This window comes from Microbaculum marinisediminis (assembly GCF_025397915.1).
Lineage (GTDB): Bacteria > Pseudomonadota > Alphaproteobacteria > Rhizobiales > Tepidamorphaceae > Microbaculum > Microbaculum marinisediminis.
Genome location: NZ_JALIDZ010000001.1, coordinates 344,735 through 364,174, shown reverse-complemented (window position 1 = coordinate 364,174; position 19,440 = coordinate 344,735). Strand labels below are relative to the sequence as shown.

At 66.4% G+C, this 19,440-nt stretch carries 21 protein-coding genes; all 21 read left to right on the top strand.

Features of this window, described 5'->3' with window-relative positions; all coding sequences use genetic code 11:
• Position 1: 1 nt before the first annotated feature.
• On the top strand, positions 2 to 1,534 hold the full coding sequence (locus MUB46_RS01855) for a phage portal protein (protein ID WP_261614157.1): 1,533 nt from the start codon (positions 2 to 4) through the stop codon (positions 1,532 to 1,534).
• Positions 1,535 to 1,566: 32 nt separating this feature from the next.
• Positions 1,567 to 2,196: an HK97 family phage prohead protease gene (locus tag MUB46_RS01850; protein WP_261614156.1), complete on the top strand. Its 630-nt coding sequence runs from the start codon at positions 1,567 to 1,569 to the stop codon at positions 2,194 to 2,196.
• 111 nt (positions 2,197 to 2,307) lie between these two features.
• Positions 2,308 to 4,041 carry a phage major capsid protein gene (locus MUB46_RS01845; RefSeq protein ID WP_261614155.1) on the top strand — a complete coding sequence of 578 codons (1,734 nt, stop codon included), beginning with the start codon at positions 2,308 to 2,310 and terminating at the stop codon, positions 4,039 to 4,041.
• 95 nt (positions 4,042 to 4,136) lie between these two features.
• Positions 4,137 to 4,490 (top strand): DUF2190 family protein, encoded by a 354-nt coding sequence (locus tag MUB46_RS01840; RefSeq protein WP_261614154.1) that lies wholly within the window; start codon positions 4,137 to 4,139, stop codon positions 4,488 to 4,490.
• Positions 4,491 to 4,558: 68 nt separating this feature from the next.
• Positions 4,559 to 4,819, top strand: a complete 261-nt coding sequence (locus MUB46_RS01835; RefSeq protein WP_261614153.1) for a hypothetical protein — start codon at positions 4,559 to 4,561, stop codon at positions 4,817 to 4,819.
• Between the two features lie 23 nt (positions 4,820 to 4,842).
• A complete protein-coding gene (locus MUB46_RS01830) occupies positions 4,843 to 5,247 on the top strand; it encodes a head-tail joining protein (RefSeq protein WP_261614152.1) in 405 nt (134 codons plus the stop codon).
• A 49-nt stretch (positions 5,248 to 5,296) separates the two neighbouring features.
• Positions 5,297 to 6,100, top strand: a complete 804-nt coding sequence (locus MUB46_RS01825) for a hypothetical protein (protein WP_261614151.1) — start codon at positions 5,297 to 5,299, stop codon at positions 6,098 to 6,100.
• A gap of 26 nt (positions 6,101 to 6,126) precedes the next feature.
• Complete coding sequence (locus MUB46_RS01820) at positions 6,127 to 6,330, top strand: DUF2635 domain-containing protein (protein WP_261614150.1); 204 nt, start codon at positions 6,127 to 6,129, stop codon at positions 6,328 to 6,330.
• Positions 6,331 to 6,333: 3 nt separating this feature from the next.
• Positions 6,334 to 7,830: a phage tail sheath subtilisin-like domain-containing protein gene (locus MUB46_RS01815; protein WP_261614149.1), complete on the top strand. Its 1,497-nt coding sequence runs from the start codon at positions 6,334 to 6,336 to the stop codon at positions 7,828 to 7,830.
• Positions 7,831 to 7,956: 126 nt separating this feature from the next.
• A complete protein-coding gene (locus MUB46_RS01810) occupies positions 7,957 to 8,328 on the top strand; it encodes a phage tail tube protein (RefSeq protein ID WP_261614148.1) in 372 nt (123 codons plus the stop codon).
• 34 nt (positions 8,329 to 8,362) lie between these two features.
• Positions 8,363 to 8,770 (top strand): phage tail assembly protein, encoded by a 408-nt coding sequence (locus MUB46_RS01805; protein WP_261614147.1) that lies wholly within the window; start codon positions 8,363 to 8,365, stop codon positions 8,768 to 8,770.
• Positions 8,771 to 8,918: 148 nt separating this feature from the next.
• On the top strand, positions 8,919 to 11,102 hold the full coding sequence (locus MUB46_RS01800; protein ID WP_261614146.1) for a phage tail tape measure protein: 2,184 nt from the start codon (positions 8,919 to 8,921) through the stop codon (positions 11,100 to 11,102).
• A gap of 1 nt (position 11,103) precedes the next feature.
• Positions 11,104 to 12,369 carry a DNA circularization N-terminal domain-containing protein gene (locus tag MUB46_RS01795; protein WP_261614145.1) on the top strand — a complete coding sequence of 422 codons (1,266 nt, stop codon included), beginning with the start codon at positions 11,104 to 11,106 and terminating at the stop codon, positions 12,367 to 12,369.
• Complete coding sequence (locus MUB46_RS01790) at positions 12,366 to 13,469, top strand: phage baseplate assembly protein (protein ID WP_261614144.1); 1,104 nt, start codon at positions 12,366 to 12,368, stop codon at positions 13,467 to 13,469. Before MUB46_RS01795 ends, MUB46_RS01790 begins: the two co-directional genes overlap by 4 nt.
• Positions 13,466 to 14,011, top strand: coding sequence for a phage baseplate assembly protein (locus tag MUB46_RS01785; protein WP_261614143.1), 546 nt, complete (start codon positions 13,466 to 13,468; stop codon positions 14,009 to 14,011). The genes MUB46_RS01790 and MUB46_RS01785 overlap by 4 nt, the downstream gene beginning before the upstream one ends.
• A 3-nt stretch (positions 14,012 to 14,014) precedes the next feature.
• Positions 14,015 to 14,587, top strand: coding sequence for a phage GP46 family protein (locus MUB46_RS01780; protein ID WP_261614142.1), 573 nt, complete (start codon positions 14,015 to 14,017; stop codon positions 14,585 to 14,587).
• A gap of 11 nt (positions 14,588 to 14,598) precedes the next feature.
• Positions 14,599 to 15,681: a baseplate J/gp47 family protein gene (locus MUB46_RS01775; RefSeq protein ID WP_261614141.1), complete on the top strand. Its 1,083-nt coding sequence runs from the start codon at positions 14,599 to 14,601 to the stop codon at positions 15,679 to 15,681.
• A 46-nt stretch (positions 15,682 to 15,727) separates the two neighbouring features.
• Complete coding sequence (locus MUB46_RS01770) at positions 15,728 to 16,375, top strand: hypothetical protein (protein WP_261614140.1); 648 nt, start codon at positions 15,728 to 15,730, stop codon at positions 16,373 to 16,375.
• A 1-nt stretch (position 16,376) separates the two neighbouring features.
• The gene (locus tag MUB46_RS01765; RefSeq protein WP_261614139.1) at positions 16,377 to 17,321 is read left to right on the top strand and encodes a hypothetical protein; all 945 of its coding nucleotides are present in this window, start codon (positions 16,377 to 16,379) and stop codon (positions 17,319 to 17,321) included.
• Positions 17,322 to 17,353: 32 nt separating this feature from the next.
• Entirely contained in the window at positions 17,354 to 17,734 is a 381-nt protein-coding gene (locus MUB46_RS01760; protein ID WP_261614138.1) for a hypothetical protein, read from the top strand.
• A 65-nt stretch (positions 17,735 to 17,799) separates the two neighbouring features.
• Positions 17,800 to 19,380 carry a hypothetical protein gene (locus MUB46_RS01755; protein ID WP_261614137.1) on the top strand — a complete coding sequence of 527 codons (1,581 nt, stop codon included), beginning with the start codon at positions 17,800 to 17,802 and terminating at the stop codon, positions 19,378 to 19,380.
• The last annotated feature ends 60 nt before the right edge of the window (positions 19,381 to 19,440 follow it).

Here is a 19,440-nt window from a genome sequence, read left to right as displayed (position 1 = left end):
CATGCCGAACAAGGCGAACTGGATCGACCGGGCGATCGCCGTGGTGGCTCCGCGGACGGCGGCCAGGCGGGTCGTGGCGCGGGCGGCGTTCGACGCCGTCGCGCGCAAATACGACGGCGCCGCGCTCGGCCGCCTGCGCGACGGAACGGCGCGGTCAAGCACCTCCGCTGACGCGGAGATCGGTCGGGCGCTCCCGATGCTCCGTGCGCGCCATCGCGACCTCGTGCGGAACAATCCTCACGCCCGAAAGGCCTGCACGGTCTGGAAGAACAACCTGGTTGGCGCCGGCATCATCGCCCGGTCCAGCAGTCCTGATCCCGACCTCAACGCACAGACGGACGCGCTTTGGAGCGAGTGGGTCGCTCAGGCCGATGCCGACGGCCAGCTTGACTTCTACGGGCTCCAGGAACTCGCCGTCGGAATCATGGTCGAGGGCGGTGAGGCCCTGATCCGCCGGCGCGGCCGTAAGGCCAGCGACGGACTGGCGGTTCCTCTGCAACTGCAGATTCTCGAGGGCGATCACCTCGATCACACCAAGTCCGGCCTGATATCGAATGGCCACAAGGTGGTGCAAGGGGTCGAGTTCGATGGTATCGGCGCCCGGTCGGCTTACTGGCTTTTCCGCGATCATCCCGGCAATGCCTGGGTGATGAATTCGTCTCGCCTCAGAAGCGATCCGGTCCCGGCGAGCGATCTCCTGCACCTTTACCGAAAAGAACGGACGCAGACGCGGGGAGTGCCGTGGGGAACGGCGGTCATCACGGATCTGCTCGACGAGGCCGAGTATGATCTTTCGGAGCGGATCCGCAAAAAGATCGAGGCCTGTGTTGTCGCGATCGTCACCGGCGCCGATGAGGACGACGAGGGGCTCGCGCCCGTCAAGGTCGAGGACGCCGACGGCAACGCGATCGAGAAGTTCGAGCCGGGCATGATCGCCTACGCGCACAACGGCAAGGACGTGAAGTTCAACAGCCCGCAGGCGACGGGCGGCTATGTCGACTACAAAAGCGTCCGCCACCACGTCATCGCGGCGGGATACCTTATCCCGCAGGCGCTGATGACGGGTGACCTGAGCGAGGTCAACTTCACATCGAGCCGCGTCGGACTGGTCGATTTCCGCAGGCTGGTCGACGCGATTCAGTGGCTCAACATCGTTCCGATGTTCCTGGCGCCGGTGCGGGCGTGGTTCTGCGAGGCGGCCTTTCTCGCGGGCAAGCTTCCCGTGCCGTACGTGCCCTGCAAATACAGTCCGCCGGCGTTCGAAAGCGTGAACCCGATCGACGACGCCAATGCCGATCTGATCGCGATGCGCAGCGGCACACTGACCTGGGACGATGCCGTCGCGAAGACCGGCCGCGATCCGGATGAGGTCATGAACGAAATCGTCGAGCGCAACAAGAAGTTCGACGACGCCAAACTCATCCTGGATTCCGATCCCCGGAGAGTGACCAAGGGCGGCAACGAGCAGCCGAGCCAGTCGCAGCAGGCCGCCGAGGCCTTCGCGCCGCGAAGCCGATTCCGGACCGTCGCCTGACCGGGCGGCTTCCAATCAAGCGAGGACATTCCATGTCAAAGACGATCTTGCTCCCGCCGATGCTGCGGGATGCCCTGGTGCGCGCGGAATCGTTCGACGAGGAATCGAACACCGTTGACGTCGTGTTCACGACCGGGGCCACGGTTCGACGGGTGAGCTGGCGCGAGGGCGAGTTCGACGAGGAGCTCATCGTCACGCCGGATGCCGTCCGCCTGGATCGGCTCAATACCGGGGCCCCGTTCCTCGACACGCACGATGGTTGGTCCCTCCGGACCGTGCTGGGATCCGTCGTCAAGGACTCGGCCCGGATTGCGAACGGAGTCGGGACCGCCAAGATCCTGCTGACGCGCCGCCAGGAAGCGGAGGGCACGATCCGGGACATCCGCGACGGCATCATCAACAACATCTCCGTCGGTTACCGGACCCATCGTGTCGAGATCGCGGAGCGGGATGGCCAGGTGCCGCTGCATCGGGCGATCGACTGGGAGCCCTACGAGATTTCGGCGGTGCCGATCCCCGCGGATCCAGGCGCTCATTTCCGCGCGGGCGGAGACGAACACGTCACGCTGCAGCCGTGCGAGTTTATTTCCCGAGACGCTGGTGCACTGACCCGGGCCGCGCGTGCGCAGATCGAAATGCGCAACCGGCGCCTCGGCCTGTAGGGCGGACGTCACCGCCAAATCGCGAACCCTTCGTTTCACGTAACACCGCCTGCGCTCTCCGGGCCGCAGGGTGACGGTGCATTGCCCGGTTTCGACAAGGAGCTAGAACCCATGAATATCTCCAAGACCTTCATGGCGGCGCTCGGGCTTATCGTTGCCGCGTGCACCGTCGTCGCTTTCCTGCCCGATCACGCCTTCGCTGCGGCCGGGCATCCCGCTGCCTCTCCGGCGCTCGCCGTGGCCGGTGACATCTTCCAGCACCTCGCCGGCAACGCCGTCGAGTACATGGCGATTCCGGTCGCTGTCATGCGGGCGAATCTCAAGGAACTCGAGCAGCGCGCCAAGGCGAAGGAAGCCGAGATCAAGGATGATACTCCCGCCGACCAGGTTGAGAGTATCCGGACCGAGCATCGCAGCCTTGTCGAGGAGATCGAGCAGCTCCGCAGCGACATTGCCGCTGCCGAGGAGGCCGCGGCCGCGGAGACGGATCCGCCCGCACCGGTCGCGGGACAGCAGGCCGAAGGTGCCGGTGATGACGTCGAAGGGCGCGTCCAGCGGGCCCTTGCCGGCGAGCGCTCGCGCGTCGCTGAAATCCAGTCGCTCGCCACGCGTCACGGGCTCGGCGAAGCGTTTGTTGCCCAGCACACCAGTGCCGGATCGGATATCGCCACTGTCCGTACCGCTGTCCTCGACGAGCTGGCGACCCGCGGCGACCGCAATCCGGTCTTCCCGCATGTCGAGCTTGGCGGGCTGGATGAAACGACGTCGCGCCGCGAAGGCATGCGCGATGCGCTCGCGGCCCGCCTCGCGCGCGCCGGCGGAAATCGGAGCGTCCAGGTCCCCGAACACGCGCGGCAGTGGGCCGAACGCGATATCGCGGAGATCGCTGCGGAGTGCATCAACTGGCGTGGTTCGTTGCGCACCGGCCGGCAGGTTACCGAGATGTTCCAGCGCGCGTTCCACACGACGTCGGACTTCCCGGGGATCTTCACCGATGCCATGAACGTCCGGCTCCTCGACCGCTACGAGGCCGCGGCGCCCACCTATCGGCTGTTCTCCGCCCGCATGACGACGCCGGACTTCAAGGCGATGAACGTCATCCGGGCGGGCGACTTCCCGGCCCTCCAGCCGGTTACCGAAAGCGGCGAGATCAAGGGCGGAACCTTCGGCGAGTCGAAGGAGGTGGTTCAGACCAAGCCGTATGGTGTGCAGTTGCGGATCACGCGGCAGATGCTGATCAACGATCAGCTCGGGGCCATCGAGCAGATGCTCGGTTCCTACGGCGTTCGGGTCGCGGACTGGGAAAACGATCTGGTCTTCAGCGTGCTGTTGTCGGCGTCGGGAGCCGGGCCGACCCTGCTCACGGACAACAAGGCTGTGTTTCACACGGGGCACGGCAACCTGACCGGTACCGGTACCGCGATCACGGTCGCGTCGATCGGCATCGGGCGGGCGATGATGGCGAAGCAAAAGTCCCTTGACGGGATCAAGCTGAACCTCAAGCCGAAGACGATCCTGTGCGGCCCGGATTCGATCACGTCGGCGGAGCAGCTCGTCGCGACGATCACGCCGTCGGCGCCGGGCAACGCGGTTCCCGAATCCATGCGGAACCTGATGCCGGCCAGCGACGCGAGCATTCCGGACTATGCCTGGTATCTCTTCGCGGATCCGGAGGTGGCCCCGGTCTTCGTCTATTCCAACCTCGAGGGCTTCGAAGGTCCGCGCCTGACGGCCGAGGACACATTCGACGTCCAGGGCATGAAGGTAAAGCTCGAGCACGACTTCGGCGCGGGTGCATCCGACTACCGCGGCGCGTACCGCAACGCGGGAGCGGCGCCGGTCTGATCTCCAATGACCAACTGAACCGGCGGCCGTAGCCGCCGGCTCCAACTCGAGGACATTCCGGCCCCGACCGGGCCGGCCGAACGGGAGCAATGGTGATGAAGAACTTCATTCAGGAAGGCCGTTATCTGACGGTCCCCGCGCCTTACAACGTGGAAGCAGGGGATGGCCTGCAGGTCGGTCAGATCTTCGGCGTGGCGGCCGAGGCCGCACTCTCCGGTGACGACGTGGATATCGACACGAACGGCGCGTACGAGCTCGACAAGGCGCCGTCGCAGGCCTGGGGCCTGGGTGCCCTGGTCTATTGGGACGACACGAACAAGTACTGCACCACGACAGCATCCGGGAACCTGTTGATCGGCGCGGCGACCGCCGTGGTGGCCGGCGGCGCCGGCGACACGCTCGGCTCCGTCCGGCTCAATGGTTCGGCGCGGGCCAACGAAGCCGTCTAGCGGCGCCGGGCCCCGCTAGACGGGGCCCGGCCCTTCCGTCCGCTAAGCGACGAACGAGGAGGTTCCTGATGAACGCGATCAAAATCACTCGCGGCAGCCGCCGCATGGGACGTCTGCTGAAGGTCGGTGAAACGCTTGTCGTCCCCGAAGATATCGCAGCCGTGACGGCGGCCGATCTCGTCGCCACAGACCGTGCGGTCTGGGAGAAGACCGCCGCGCGGCCGAAGGGTATCGAGACCCAGGACGCGCCGCCGCTGAGAACGCGCGCGAAGGCCGCGCCGGCCAAGGGCGCGGGCGCCGGGCGCCGCAAGACGGCTTCCCGGAAATAGCCCGCGTCGACGCGTAGCCCGTCATGTCGTCGCCTTTCGAGGACCTTCTCGCCGGGATCGTCGAGCCCATCGTCGATACGACGTTTGGGGACGAGGAACGGTTCGACTTCCGCCCGGCGAAGATGTCGGACAGCGTCAACGGCCGGCCGTCGGCGGATCCCGGTCGGCCGCTGGCTACCGATGTCGCTGCGATCTTCGACAGCGCGCCGCTCGACGTGGACGAAAGCGGCGGCAAGCGCGATCGGCCCGGATTTGCGACGACGACGCCACAGGTCTCCGTCCTCGTCTCGGCGGTCCCGTGGGAGATCCGTCGCGGGGACGAGGTGAAGCGCAAAGCGACCGGCGAAGTCTTTCGCGTGACGGAGATCGAACCGGACGGACTGACACGGGTGAATCTCCACCTGGTCCTGCAGGAAGTCGAGGCCTGACCATGTTTCGGTTCCCTGTCGCTCGCGCGCTCGCTCCGCGCCTCCTGCGATGAGCCTCGAACGGACCGCGCTGCGGCTTGCCACGCTGCTGGCGTTGACGGATGCCGGTGACGGCTCCGGGACCCATCCGACGCTTGCCGGCCGGTACTGGTACGACACGCTCATGGAGCCCGTGCACGAGTTCGGTGAGGATAGGACCGTCCCGCTCGGGATCGTCTACACCGATGCCGACGGCGGCCCCAACGTCGAGCGGGCGGGGGGCGGCCTGACCTTCGACAGATCGGTCGAGCTGACGCTCGAGCTGGTCTGCGCGACGACGCGAAAGGCCGACGACGGCGTCGTCATCGAGATGCCGCAGACCGACGCGGAGCTCGAGGCGGTCCTCGATCTGCTCGAATACCAGTCGATCCGGGCGCTGACCAACGTGGCGAGCACCTGGGGGCGACTCTGGGGCAGGATGATCCGGGGGATTACCGAGATTGCCTCGAGCCGTGTCATGGATTCGAAAGGCGAGACACGCTTCGCCGCACGGACGGTGACCTTGACTGTTCGGCTCCCGGCGTCCTGTCCGGTAGATGTCGTTGCCTTGCCGCCGACCAACGACCCGCCACCGAGCGGAGGAATCGGCGATCTGCCAGGCCCGCTGCGCCTCGTCGCCGAAGCGGTCGCCGCCGCATCGGGCGGGCAGGCGAAGACGGTGCAGGAAATCGTCGCGTACCTGATGGAAGCCGGGGTGCCCACCACCGCGCTGCTTCCCGTGCTGGCGACCGTCGGCCTCGAGGTCCATGCCGGCGAAGTGGCCGAAGGCAAGGTCGGCGTCGTCAACGCGCCGATCGGCAACCTCGACATCTAGGCGACGTCCGAGAACAGGAGACAACGATGACCAGGCTCTACGTGAAGCCGGCGGAGGGACGCACCTTGCGCGATCCCGAGCGCGGCTATGAGGCCGTGCTGCCATCAGGAAAGCACGTGCCCCGGACCAACTACTGGCTGCGGCGGATCAAGCACGGTGATGCGATCGAAGCCAAACCGCCGAAGCCGGAGAAGCCGGCCAAGGCCACGTCGGCGAAAAAGGAGGACTGATCCATGCCCGTCGCCTTTAACTCCATTCCAGGCAATCTCCGCGTCCCGCTGTTCTATGCCGAGATCAATTCCGGCGGGGCGCCGTACCAGTCGAACGCCCGGCTGCTGCTGATCGCTCAGATGCTGCCGGCCGGTTCCGCGACGGCCGGGGAGCCGGTCCTGACGCAGGACAACGGCGCGGGCCTGTTCGGCGCGGGCTCGATGCTCGCCGAGATGTGTCGGATCGCTCGGCTCAACGCGCCGTTTCGCGAGATCTGGGCGTTGCCGCTCGAAGACGACGGCGCCGGCACCGCGGCTGTCGGCAAGATCACGGTCGCCGGTACCCCGGTATCGGTCGCCGGCACCCTGACGATCTACGTTGCCGGCGTTCGGCTCCGGATCCGCGTCGCCACGACCGACGACGACGACGCCGTCGCCGCGGCCCTGGTCGCGGCGATCAACGCGGAGGCCTCGCTGCCCGTAACCGCCGTGGTGAACGGCGTAAACGCCAACGAATGCGACATCACCGCCAGGCACAAGGGCGCGCTGGGCAACGACATCCGGATCGACACGGACCTGATCGGCGACGAGTCGACGCTTGCGGCCGACCTGCTGACGATCACGGCGATGGCGACGGGTGCCGGAGATCCCGATTTCACGTCGGCGCTGACCTCGCTCGGCGACGAGGAATACGACTGGTTCGCCGCCCCCTATGCCGACGCCACCAACCTGGGCGCGATCGGGCTTTTCCTCGACGGCGAGACCGGGCGCTGGGGGCCGCTGGAGCAGCTCTACGGCCACTATATCGCCTTCAAGGCGGGGGCGCTCGGAGCGTTGTCGACGCTCGGGCTTTCGCGCAACGACGAGCATGTCTCAATCCTGGGCGCCTACAATAGCCCGTCGCCGCCGTGGTCCTGGGCGGCTGCGGTCGGCGGCCGCGCCTGCGATCACCTGCAGGATGCCCCCGAGCTGTCCCGCCCGCTGCATTCGCTCGAGTTGCACGGGATCGTCGCGCCGAAGATCGCGGACCGCTTCGACATCGCCGATCGCAATACGGCGCTGTTCGACGGGATCTCGACCTACCACGTGCGCCGCGACGGCACGGTCGCGATCGATCGCCTGATCACGACCTATCAGACCAACGCCTGGAGCAGCGCCGACGCAACCTGGCTGGACGTCAATACGATGGCGCAGACGATGTACATGCTCCGCTTTCTGAAGGCGAAGATTACGTCGACCTACGGCCGCGTGGCGCTTGCCGACGAGAATCCCTTCGGCCTGCAGGGCGTGGCCACGCCCAGCGACATCGAGGAGACGATCATCCACGGCTATCAGGAACTGGTGGCCGACGGTGTTCTCGAGAACACGGACCTGTTCGCCCAGGAGCTGATCGTCGAGCGCGACAACACCGACGCGAACCGGGTCAATGTCTATCTGCCGTACGACGTGGTGAACCAGCTCAGGATCTTCGCAGTCAACGCGACGACCTTCCTGCAGCTCCGCTCGCCGGCGGCCGCCTAGGGCGGTCGGTCGTCTTTGGATCCCCGGTCGCTCCGTTCCTCGCTTCTTGTCGGGCGGGTATAGGCGCGGCCGGGATCGTCGGTTCCCCGCTCCCTACGCGAACGGGACCTCAAAAGGAGAGCTATCATGGATTGTTGCGACAATGCCGGCGGGCGCGTCGAACTGACGATCGACGGCGTGAAATACAGCGCCCGGGCCGCGGTGACGGTTCGGTTCGCGAACCGGGAGGTCACTGGCGGAGCCAATCAGGACGGAGGCCAGTACTTCACGACGGAGCCGCGGCTCTACGAAATGGACATCGTCCTTTCCGACCGGTGCGGTCTGCGCATGGAGGAGCTGCTCGGCTGCCTCATCGACGTGACCGCCAAGCTCACGGACATGGGGCGGCGCTATCTGTTCACCCGCGCACGGATGACCGGCCGACCGTCGCTGGCATCCGATACGGGCGAGATCACCGGATTCACGGTGATGTCGCAGATCGCCCGACAGGTGGGCTGAGCGCGGGGCATCCCGCAATCGACAGGAGGCGAGTATGACGAGCAGCGAAACGGCGCCGGCCGGTAAGGCCGGGGCGCAAGGCAAGACGTCGGACGGCGGCGGCGCCGGGAAGGGGCCCTGGACGGTCAACGCGGACGGAACGATTACGGTGCCTCTGTCTCGGCCGCTCGACACGCACGGCGGCCCGGTGCGGGAGCTGAAACTGCGGGAGCCGGGAGCGGACCTGTACTTCAAGTACGGGCCGCCGATGGATGTCGAGCTCACCGGCTACGACGACAACGACAATCCGATCGGTCGCAAGGTCATCCGGCACGGTGTGATCGGAAAGTACATCGCCGCGTGCAGCGGCCTCGACGAGCTGGTGCTTGAAGGCCTGGCGATCCGCGATGTGATCGTCGTCGGAAACGCGGTCGGAGAATTCCTGAACGACGCGGGAAACTGAACGAGCTGATCGACGATCTCCTCTTCGAGGCGGGCTGGCAACCGCAGTTCGTGGAATCCCTGACCGTCGGTCAGCTCATTGATTTTCATCGTCGTTGGCTGGCGCGGGTCAAGCGCCGCAGCACCCGATAGAACCGGATCAGCAGACAGTGTCGAAGCGGATACTCGAAGCGCAAGCCGTCATTTCCACCGCCTACAAGGGCGGCGGGGTCAAACGGGCCGTCAACGACATCACCAGTGCCCAAGCGCGCCTCGGTCGCGTCGGCAAGTCGATGATGGTCGGCGGCGGTTTGCTGACTGCTGCGGTAACCGCTCCGATCCTGGCCTTTGGAAAGGCGTCCATCGACGCGGCCGAGGACTTCGACCACGCGATGCGGGGCGTCAAGACCCTGCTGGATTCAACCAGCTTCGAGTCCGTCGACCTCGGTCTCGAAGCCGGTTTCAAAAAAATGAAGGCGGACGCACTCGACGTTCTCGCCGACATTCCGATCGATGTTCAGGAGCTTCCGAAAGCCCTGTTCGATACGGTCTCGGCGGGTATCGAAGCCGGTCGATCGGTCGAATTCGTCGGCAATGCGGGAAAGCTAGCCGTTGCCGGTTTGACCGACCTGGGCGTCGCGGTCGACGGTGGCACTTCGGCGCTCAATGCCTGGCAGATGAGCGCCGACAGGTCCAATGTCGTGATGGCGCAATTCTTCACTGCGCAGAAGTACGGCAAGACGACCGTCGCGGAGTTGGCGACGGGCCTCGGCGAGGTCGCCGGTATAGCGGCCAGCGTCGGCGTATCATTCGAGGAGGTCGAGGCTGCCGTCGCCGCTGCGACGACCGCCGGCCTGCAGACCAACAAGGCCTACACCGGCGTCCGGGCGTTGCTGTCGAACATCATCAAGCCCGGCGCAGATGCCACGAAGATGGCCAAGCGGTACGGTATCGAGTTCGGCGAGGCGGCGCTGCGAACCAAGGGCCTGACGGGCTGGCTCGCCGATTTCGTCGAGGTGGCGAAGACCGACCGGGGTGCCGCAATCAAGATGATCGGCTCGGTCGAGGGCTTGAACCTCGCCATGTCGCTGGCATCCGAGGGGGGCTTCAAGAAATACACGGAGATCCTGCGCGCGCTTAACGACGAGCAGCAGGTGCTGGGAACATTCGGCGCCGCCTACGACGAGCAGGCGGAATCGGCCAAGAATCTCAAGGTTCAACTCGAAGGCATCAAGTCGTCCCTGAAGATCAAGATCGGCGAGCAACTGCTACCCTACGAGGTTGAGGTTCTGAAGCAGCTTTCCGGGGCCCTGAAAGCACTGGACGAGAACCTGAGCCCGGAAACGACCGGGCTCCTGATTTCGTTGGGAGGCGGGCTTGCCGCGATCGGTCCCGTCCTGTTCACACTTGGCCTGGGAGTATCCGGCCTCCTCAAGTTCGGGAAGGCGCTGGGCGTGGTTGGTGGCGTCCTGGTCCGGTACCCGTTCCTCGGCCGTGTGCTGGGAATCGCGGGCGTCGGCGTTGGAGCCGCGGCACTCGGCTACAAATGGTCGAAGGACTACAAGGCGACCCAGGCCGCGGCCGACAGAAGCCGCAGAGAAAGCCTTGGCGAGCCGGGTTTCTGGATGCCGTTTCAAGACAAGGGAGCGATGCCGGGGCATGGCGTCCACAGGTTCCAGACGGTTCCCGACACCGAGGCGCTCGTCGACATGTATATGCCCAAGGATCTTGCGGGCAATCCGTTGCCCGGTGCGCAGTCCCGCAGCAAATACAAAGCCTACGGGGCGTCAAGAAACGCCTACTCGAGGCGGTTGGCGGAGATCACCCGTTCGGAGATCTGGCTGGATCGCCTGCCGGGGTCAACGCCCCTGGGAGGCGGGGGAAGCCTTTTCGATCCGGGGCGGACCGCAGATACACTGCATCCGTTCATTCCTGTTCCTCCGGCGCGGCCGGGCCGTCAGGTTCCCTTCCCGAGGTCGAAGCCGGGCGGGGATGTTCCGCTCCCGGTGCCGCTGCCGGTCGAGGTCATTTCGGGCGGTCTGTCGCCGATCAATTTCGGTTCGCGGGACGCGCGACGGTTCGGATCCGTACCGCTTCCGCCTTCGATCGACGGAGGCATGTCCGTCACCCGAAGACAGCCGACGCTCGAGGACCTTATCCGCGGCGGCACGATCGAGGCTGAAGTGACGGCGCCGGTCAGCGCGGAGCTGAAGGGACGTGCCGATGTCGACGTCCGCATCCGGGTCGACGGGCCCGGGCGCGTCATCGGCATGTCCGCGCGTGACGAGGGCGATATCCAGGTTGACGTCGGGGTTGGCATGACCGACAGCATTCCAGGCGACGGGCAGCTCTGAGATGTCGAGCTGCAGGGACTGGCTGACGACGCTATGGCCGGCGTCGTATCGCGGCGTGTCGTTTCAGGTCGAGATGGATTCCGGCGAGTACGGCAAGCGGGTCCAGGTACACGAGTATCCGAACCGCGACGCCTGGTATCCGGAGGAGCTAGGCCAGAAGGCCCGCCATCATCGGCTGACGGCCTATCTGGCGTCCGATACGATCGAGGCCGAGCTGAGCGCGCTCCTCGACGTCTGCACACTGCAAGGTGCCGGCACGCTCGTGCTGCCCCTGTTGGGGGCGCGGCGCGCCATCTGCCTCGAGGCCAAGACCGAGCGGCGCAAGGACAAACATGGCTATGTCGCCGTCAACCTCATCTTCGTCGAGGATCCCGGCATTGGCGCCGCGCCGTATCCCGCGCCGTTCTACGCCGGCCGGGTCGTCCGGGCCGCCGAGGCGCTCGTGGCGGCAATGGAGACCGCGTTCGCGAGCCAGTACGAGGCGCTGACCAGTGCCGGCGGGCTGTTCTCCAGGCCGCCGGATCACATCATCGCCGCCGTTGCCGGCGAGATCGAAACGATTGCGGCCGCCGTCGAGGCGGAGCGGGTCTCCGCGTCGCTCGCGACCAGGAGCGCAGCGGAGGCGGCGCAGGGGCTGATCGACCTGTACGCAGCCGCGCCGGCGCTGGCGGAGGGCGACGTCGTACCGATCGGCACCAGCGTTGATATTGCCTCGATTCCTGCGGCGATCATGACGGCAGTGACGGCGTTCCGAGTGGCGGCGGCCCCGAACGCAGCCGCCAAGGTCCTGAAACACGCCGCTGCTGCGCTGCCCCTCGAGTCGCCGGCGGCGGCTACGCTGACGATACCGGCGACGACCGGTGTCGTGGCGCACCGGGTGGCGGACCTTGTGAGGCGCACGGGCGTCACTGCGATCGCGACCGCCTACTCGGAGGCGATCGTCGACGTGATCTTCGAGACCCGGAGCGCGGCGATACAGGCCCGCGCCGATGTCGCGGACCTGTTCGACGGGATCATCGCCGTTGCGACCAGGCAAGAGGAGCTGCAGGTGTTGATCGGGTTGCGGAACGCGGTGATCGAATTCATCAGCCGTACGATCACGGATCTCGCACCGGTGATAGAGGTCTCGGCCTCGCGCTCGATGCCTTCGGTCTGGTGGGCGTACCGGCTCTACGCCGACGCGGCGCGCGCGGAGGAACTGATCGCCCGCAACGGCGCCTCACATCCCAGCTTCATGCCGTCACCCCTCGAGGCGCTCGCGCGGTGAGCGAGACCCGGGAGTTTGTCACGGTCCGAGCCGGCGGCGAGGTCTACAGCGGCTGGAAGGAAGTACAGGTCGCCTACGGGCTGAACCGGGCCGCGCGATCATTCACGCTGACGGTCAGCGAAGGGCAGCTCGCGCCATCCGGCCAATCGGATCTGGATCCATGGGTGTTCAGGCCGGGGACGGCGGTCGAGATCCGCGCGGGCGCTGGCGATCGCGGCACTGGCGATCGCGGTGCCGGCGACCTTCTGGTTACCGGCTATGTCGATGACTATTCGCCGAGCTACGACGCGCACCGGCACGAGGTGACCGTCACCGGCCGATCGAAGGCCGGCGACTACGTCGACAGCGCGGCGGTTATCGAGGGCGGGTACTTTGAAAACAAGACGCCGGCGGAAATAGCGCGCGACCTCGACAAGTTCGGCATCGGAATCGGCGCAAAAGTGCCCGGAGACCCGGTGCCCGACTTCCAGATCATCCAGGGGGAGACTGCATTCCGGGCGGCGGAACGGGTCTGCCGGCAACAGGGTATCTGCCTGATGGGGCTTGCCGACGGCTCGGTCGAACTGACGAACGCCTCGGAGGCAGGTCGGCAGCCCGGCGCCCTGCTGCTGGGCAAGAACATCCTCGCGGCGAGCGGGCATATCAGTCACGCCAAGCGGTTCTCAGACCACATGGTGAAAGGACAGGGCCGTGCCGGGCATGGCGACGAGGCGCTGCGGGTCGAAGGAACCGCACAGGATCCCGCAGTCGGGCGATACCGGCCGCGCGTCGTGATCGCCGAGACGGCGACCGACGTCGCGACGGCGACGCGGCGGGCGATGATCGAGGCGCAGAGGCTTGCCGGCCTGTCGACGCGCGCGTCGATCACGGCGCAGTCGTTCCGTGACGACACCGGCACCGTCTGGCAACCCAACAACCTGGTCTTCGTGGACTGTCCGTGGCTACGGATTCATGGCGACATGCTGATCGAAACGGTGCGCCTCACTCAGGACGGGCAGGGATCGCGGGCTCTCCTGGCGCTGGTCGACCCACGCGCTTACGACGGTAAGGCGCCGCAGAAGTCGAAGTCCGACGACGCGTGGACGGAGATGCCGGAATGAGCTGGGCCGACCGGGATCCGCTGCGCGGCGTCATCGACCGGGTCGCCCTCAAGGAGACCGACGACAGCGGCACGCAGCAGCTCGTGCGGGCGACCGGGCTCGCCGGCGAGGAGTTCCGCCGGGCGCTGCGGGCGGAGCCGCACGGCTTCCACAGTCACCCTCCGGTCGGGTCGGAAGGGGTCGTCCTTTTGGGGGGCGCGCGGCGCGACCGCCCCGTGATCATCGGGCTGGAACACAAGGATCACTGCCCGCGCGACCTCGAGGCAGGGGAAGCCGTCCTCTACGACGCTAAGGGGCAGGTCGTCTTTCTGAAGACGAACCGGATCAACATCCACAGCCAGCGCGACGCCATCCATATCGCGCTCGGTCCGTTGCGGTTCGTGCTCGCCGAGAACCGGTATGCACAGGTGAAGGTCAAGGAGAAGGACGATCCGGAGGACGGCGGCAACACGCTGATGCACATCACGCTCGACAAGGAGACGGGTATCACCACGATGTCGCCGATGCCGATCGCGGGCAACGACCCGAAGCCGGAGTATTGATCGATGACCGACATCATCGTTCGCAGCACAGAGGGGTGCGATCCGCAGCCGGACCTGCTCTGGGACTCGCTCTGGAACCCGGATCTGGGTGTCGCCGATTGGGCGATCGCCGGCGACGACGAGGCACTCAACCGGGGAGGCCTGCGGGCAACCGCGGCGCTGCATACGGCGGTGATCCTGTGCCTGTTCACGGACAGGCGGCTACCGGACGATATGGAACATCCCGATGCGGTCGGCGACAGCTGGCCGGGAGGTGCGGCTTTCGTCGATCGGCGAGGTTGGCACGGCGACACGTATGACGTGCGGGACGATCTCGGCGAGGGCGAGATGGGGTCGCTGCTGTGGACCCTGGAGCGCGGTACGCTCGACGACGCGTCGGCGAGACGGGCGGAAGCGTTCGCGTCCGAGGCGCTCCAGACCCTCGTCGAGCAGGGCGCCGTTGCGCGGATCGAAGCGGTAGCGACGGCGTTGCCGATCGCCGGGCGCCTGGAGCTGATCATTCACCTGTTCAGCCACGACGGCGCGAAGGTCTATGACCAGCGCTTCGCCGATATCTGGACCCAAACCATTCGCTAACGAGGCGCCACATGGCTTTCGATACACCCAGCCTCAAGGCGATGGCCGAGAGGGTGCGCGGGGCGTTCCGCGCCAATCTGCCAGGCACCGACGCATGGATCTGGCCGAACAACGTCTACGCCTCGGCGAAGGTGATCACGGCCGCGACGTGGGAGGTCCTGCTGCGGCTCCGCTGGGTCGTCGATCAGGCGTTCGTGACGACGGCGGAAGGGTCGTTTCTCGACCGCCACGGAGCCGACTACGGCCTTCCTCGTCTGCCCGCGACCTATGCCGAGGGGACGGGTCGGTTCAGTGGGGCAGTCGGATCCGCGGTAGCCGCGGGCCTCATTGTCTCGAATGGCGCCGGCCGGCGCTTCAGGGTGCAGAGCGGCGCGAGCATCCCGCAGTCGGGATCCGTGGACGTGCCGTTGCGGGCTATCGACGAAGGCGCGGGATCGAACACGCGCGAGGGGGCGACGCTGACCATCAATGGCTCGCCGATCGGCATAGACGAGAACGCCACCACGCCGAGTGGCATCGGCGGGGGCTCGGACGAGGAGAACGACGAACGCTATCGCGAGCGGCTGCTGTTCAGGAAGCAGAATCCGCCGCACGGAGGCGCGCCGTCCGACTACGTCCTGTGGGCGCGACAAATCGCGGGCGTGACGCGGGTCTGGCCGGTGCGGGCCGCGTTCGGACCGGGGACCATTGCCGTCTACTTCCTGATGGACGACCTCTACGAGAACGGCATCCCGCTCAACACCGACGTCATCCGCGTCAGCGATCATATCGACGGGCTCGCGCCGGCCGGCGCGGTCTACTCGGTCTTCGCGCCCGCCGCGTATGTCGTCGATGTCAAGATCGCCGGGCTCACACCCGACAACGGCGCGGTGCGAGACGCCGTCGTCTCGGAGATCGCCGAGACGTTCCGGCGCGAGGCGCGGCCGACGACGCCGGGGGCGTACGGTACGACCGAGATCTTCTCGCCGTCGTGGATATGGCAGGCCGCTGCCAATGCCTCCGGAGAGCGGCGCCACAGGATCATCTCGCCCGTGACCGATATCGTGGTGCCGATAGGGAAGATCGCCGTCCTCGGGTCGGTGGATTTCGACTGATGCGGCCGAACCCGGCGAGGAGCGGGCCCAAGCGAGCGAGCGGGACATGAACAAGACGGACTGCACGCCTTTCGATCGGTCAGATATCTGCCCGACCGAAGGCCAGATCCTGCAGCAGCTTCTCGCACTTCTGCCTCGGGGGCGCGCCTGGCAGAGCGAACGGGATCTGGATCCGGATTCAGGCTCGGTGCTGGCGCGGTTCTGGGCGGCGTTTGCCGAAGTGATGCACTTCGTCAATCGCCGAATATGCGCGGGGCTGGACGAGTTCACCTGCGGAACGATGTCTGAGACGCGCGAGCTTTGGAGCGCCGACTTCGGCGTTCCCGACGATTGCGGCCTGTGGACCGACGTCTGCGCCAAGGTCGCCGCGATCGGCGGCACGCGCTGCGAGTACTTCGTCGAGATGGCGGCGCGGGCCGGCTGGGTGATCGAATGCCGCAGCCTGCAGGTCGAGGGCCCGCAGGCCGACTGTGCGATCGCCGACTGCGCCATGCTGGTCGAGCCGCGGCCCGCGATCCTCGACATAGTGGTGTCGCTGAACGACAGCCCCGCCTGGGCCGGAGGGGTGTGGCCGATCGCCGACTGCGCCGTGGCCGACTGCGTGCAACTCTGCGCGCCCGACCCCCAACCGTTGCGGTGCGTCCTCGAGCGCATCGTGCCCGCCCATCTCAACATAACCTACGAGGTCGCCTGACATGGCTGGTATTGGAAATCCCAAGGGTCCCAATGCGGTGGAGTCCCGGCCGGCACACGAGATCACGGATCCCGACAAGGATACCTGGTTTCGGCCGTGTACCGCGCCCGGCGCGAATGATGGTACGTGGATCTCCGCTCAGGATCTGAACTTCTTTCTCGCGCAATTGAGACGCGCGATCCGGGGCATGGGCGTTACCGACGATCCGCTCGACGATGACATGCTGCTCAAGGCGATCCAGGCGGCGCAGTTCGACATCGTCGCCGCGGCGGGGAACATGCCGATCTTCCCGGAAGTCAAGAACGGCACCAACAAACTGACGGTCAGCGCGGGAACCGGCGCGGTCGTTGTCGCCGACGCCCAGAATGTCGTCTTCCGCGGCTTGATCACCGTGAGCACGACGTCCTGGTCGCTGGCGCAGCGCACGCTGTCGCACGCGGCCGGCAAGACCTACCATCTCCGGTTCTCGCTTGCCGAAGGGTTCTCGCTCAAGGATCTCGCCAGCGGCGGCTACAATCCCTCGGCACGCGCCGAGGACCATGCCGGTTTCGATTCCGACTACGACGATATGCTGGTCGCCCGCGTCGTCACCAACGGATCGAACGTGGCAACGATCACGCCACTGGTGAACGCTCACCGGATGGCTACCGACGTGACGGAAGAACTCACGTTCAACACCGTCGCCGCCGGCGGCGCCAGCACAGGCCAGCTCGGCGCGTTCCAGACGGTGAACTGGGCGCGGACGCCGCAGGTTTCGATCCGGAAGTTCGGCACGCGTGGGGGATACAGGACGGCCGGCGTGATGGATATCGGCGCGGGTGTCGACGACGTGGCGACGGATTTCGCGGCGAGCCGCTACGGTGTGCAAGTCGGCGTGCAGGTGTTCAACCCCACCAGCGGGTCAAACACGATGTACGCGCACTACAGCCTGTCGCTGCTGGCCTGACCTGACGCGCGGTGGCATCGGGGAAAGACGCCATGGCCTATATCGAACTGCCGGACGTCGTCGACGTCTACGACAATGATACGTTCGACTGGACGCTGACCGTGCTGCAGCCCGGCGCGAACGAGGAAGATCCTCCGGTCGTCTTCGACCTCAGCGAGGTGGTCTCGGCCTGCATGCAGTGGCGCAAGCAGGCCGGCGCGCCACGCGTCGACCTCACACTGTCGACCGCGAACGGGCGGTTCTTCATTCCCGACCCGGTCAACGGCGTCATCGCCTTCCTCGTCAAGCCGGATGTGCTGCGCATCCTCGAAAAGGGCGTCTACAGCGCCGACATCGTATTCACCATTGGTGACATCGACCGCCGCTGCCGCTTCGCCAATATCGATCTCAAACCCGGCGCCTCCCACTGTTGAGCGGCGCCGCCGCTTAACAGTCGTGCGTTCGTCCGGTCCCCCCTCTACTCCAGGAACCCTCTGCAATGGTCGATCTTACAGCGCAGATCCCGCGAATGGGCGCCAAGGGCCCGGCGGGGACCAGCATTCACAGTTCCGACGTGGCACCGCAGCCCGAGGACGGCAATGTCGGCGACGTCTGGCTGCGCGTGACCTCAAGCCTGGCGATTGCCTACGGCCCGAAGACAGAGGCGGGGTGGCCGGCCGGCGTATCGTTCAAGGGGCAGCAGGGGGTTCCCGGCCCCTCCGGGCCGATCGGCGGGCACCCGTTCATCTACTCGACCGCCACCGCGGACGAGGATCCCGGCAACGGCTACATGCGCATCAGCGACAACGACTTCAGTCAGGCCGGATGGCTGTACTTCTCCAAACTGACGGCGACCGGCGGCGATGTCGGCAACTGGCTCGTCGCCATGGCGGCGCCGAACAACCCGATCAAGGGCGATCTGTTCGTCATCACCTTCGAGAACAGCCTGATCGCCTCGGTCGCCTCGTTCGCCGTTCTGGCGACCGACGACCAGGGTGACCGCGTGCGGATCCAGGTGGACCCCGCGGCCCAAGCCGGGACCGCGCTGCTCGCCGACGGCACGCGGGTCGTCACCTTCTTCGTCGCGCGGGGCGACAACGCCTTCGCATCGGTCGAACTCACCGACAACGTGGGGCCCCTCGGCGGCTTTCGCAACGCGCTGATCAACGGCGACTTCACCGTCGCCCAGCGGGGGACGAACTTCGCCAGCCCCAGCAGCTACAGCCACCTGCTTGATCGCTGGCAGCTCAATTTCGACGGGTCAGGCGCGACGCGGACGATCTCGCAACTGACCCGCGCTCCGGGCGACGAAGCCCCGGGCGGGACGCGCAACGGCCTTCGATGGGTGCAGTCGGTCGCCGGCAGCGGCGGCACGTACAACCTGCTGCAGCAGAACATCGAGGGCGTGCATACTCTCGCCGGGAAGGACGTCCGGATATCCTTCTACGCGTGGGTCGACGCCGGAACGGAATCTGTGACGATCCGTTTGACCCAGTCCTTCGGGACCGGCGGGTCTTCGAACGTCGAGACCGTGTCCGATCCCCTGACGATCACCACGACGCCGACGCGGTTCGAGATCCCGCTAACCCTTCCCTCTGTCGCCGGCAAGACATTCGGAACGGGCCACCGTCTCATCGCGCGGTTCGAGCTGCCGGTCAACGCGGCCTTCGCCTTCAACGTCATGGAAGCCCAGCTCGAGGAAGGCACGGTCGTCACGCCCTTCGAGCGGGTCGATCCGACGACGCAGTTCATGCGGTGCGCTCGGTACTATCAGCGCGTCCCTATCAATTCCGAGATTTTTGCGGCGGGCCTCGCGACTAGCTCAACACAAACGCGATTTCCGGTCCACTTGCCGGTGGCAATGCGCGCGGCTCCGACCGTAACCCAGGCCGGTGCGATCAAGGTCGTTGATGCAACCGGGGCCTCATACACCGCCAGCCTGGTCGGGAGCGCGATCAGCGACGACAACAGGATTTGCAGCGTGCGCGTTGACGCCGCTGTGGGCTTCGGTCCCGTGAACGGGGTTCGGTTCTTGTTTTCGTCATCGGCTGGCGCGCTGATCTTCGACGCGGAGTTCTGACGCTCGATTGCAGCGGGGGCTGCGCGCCCGCGTAGCCGGGACTGGAAACCGACAGAATGG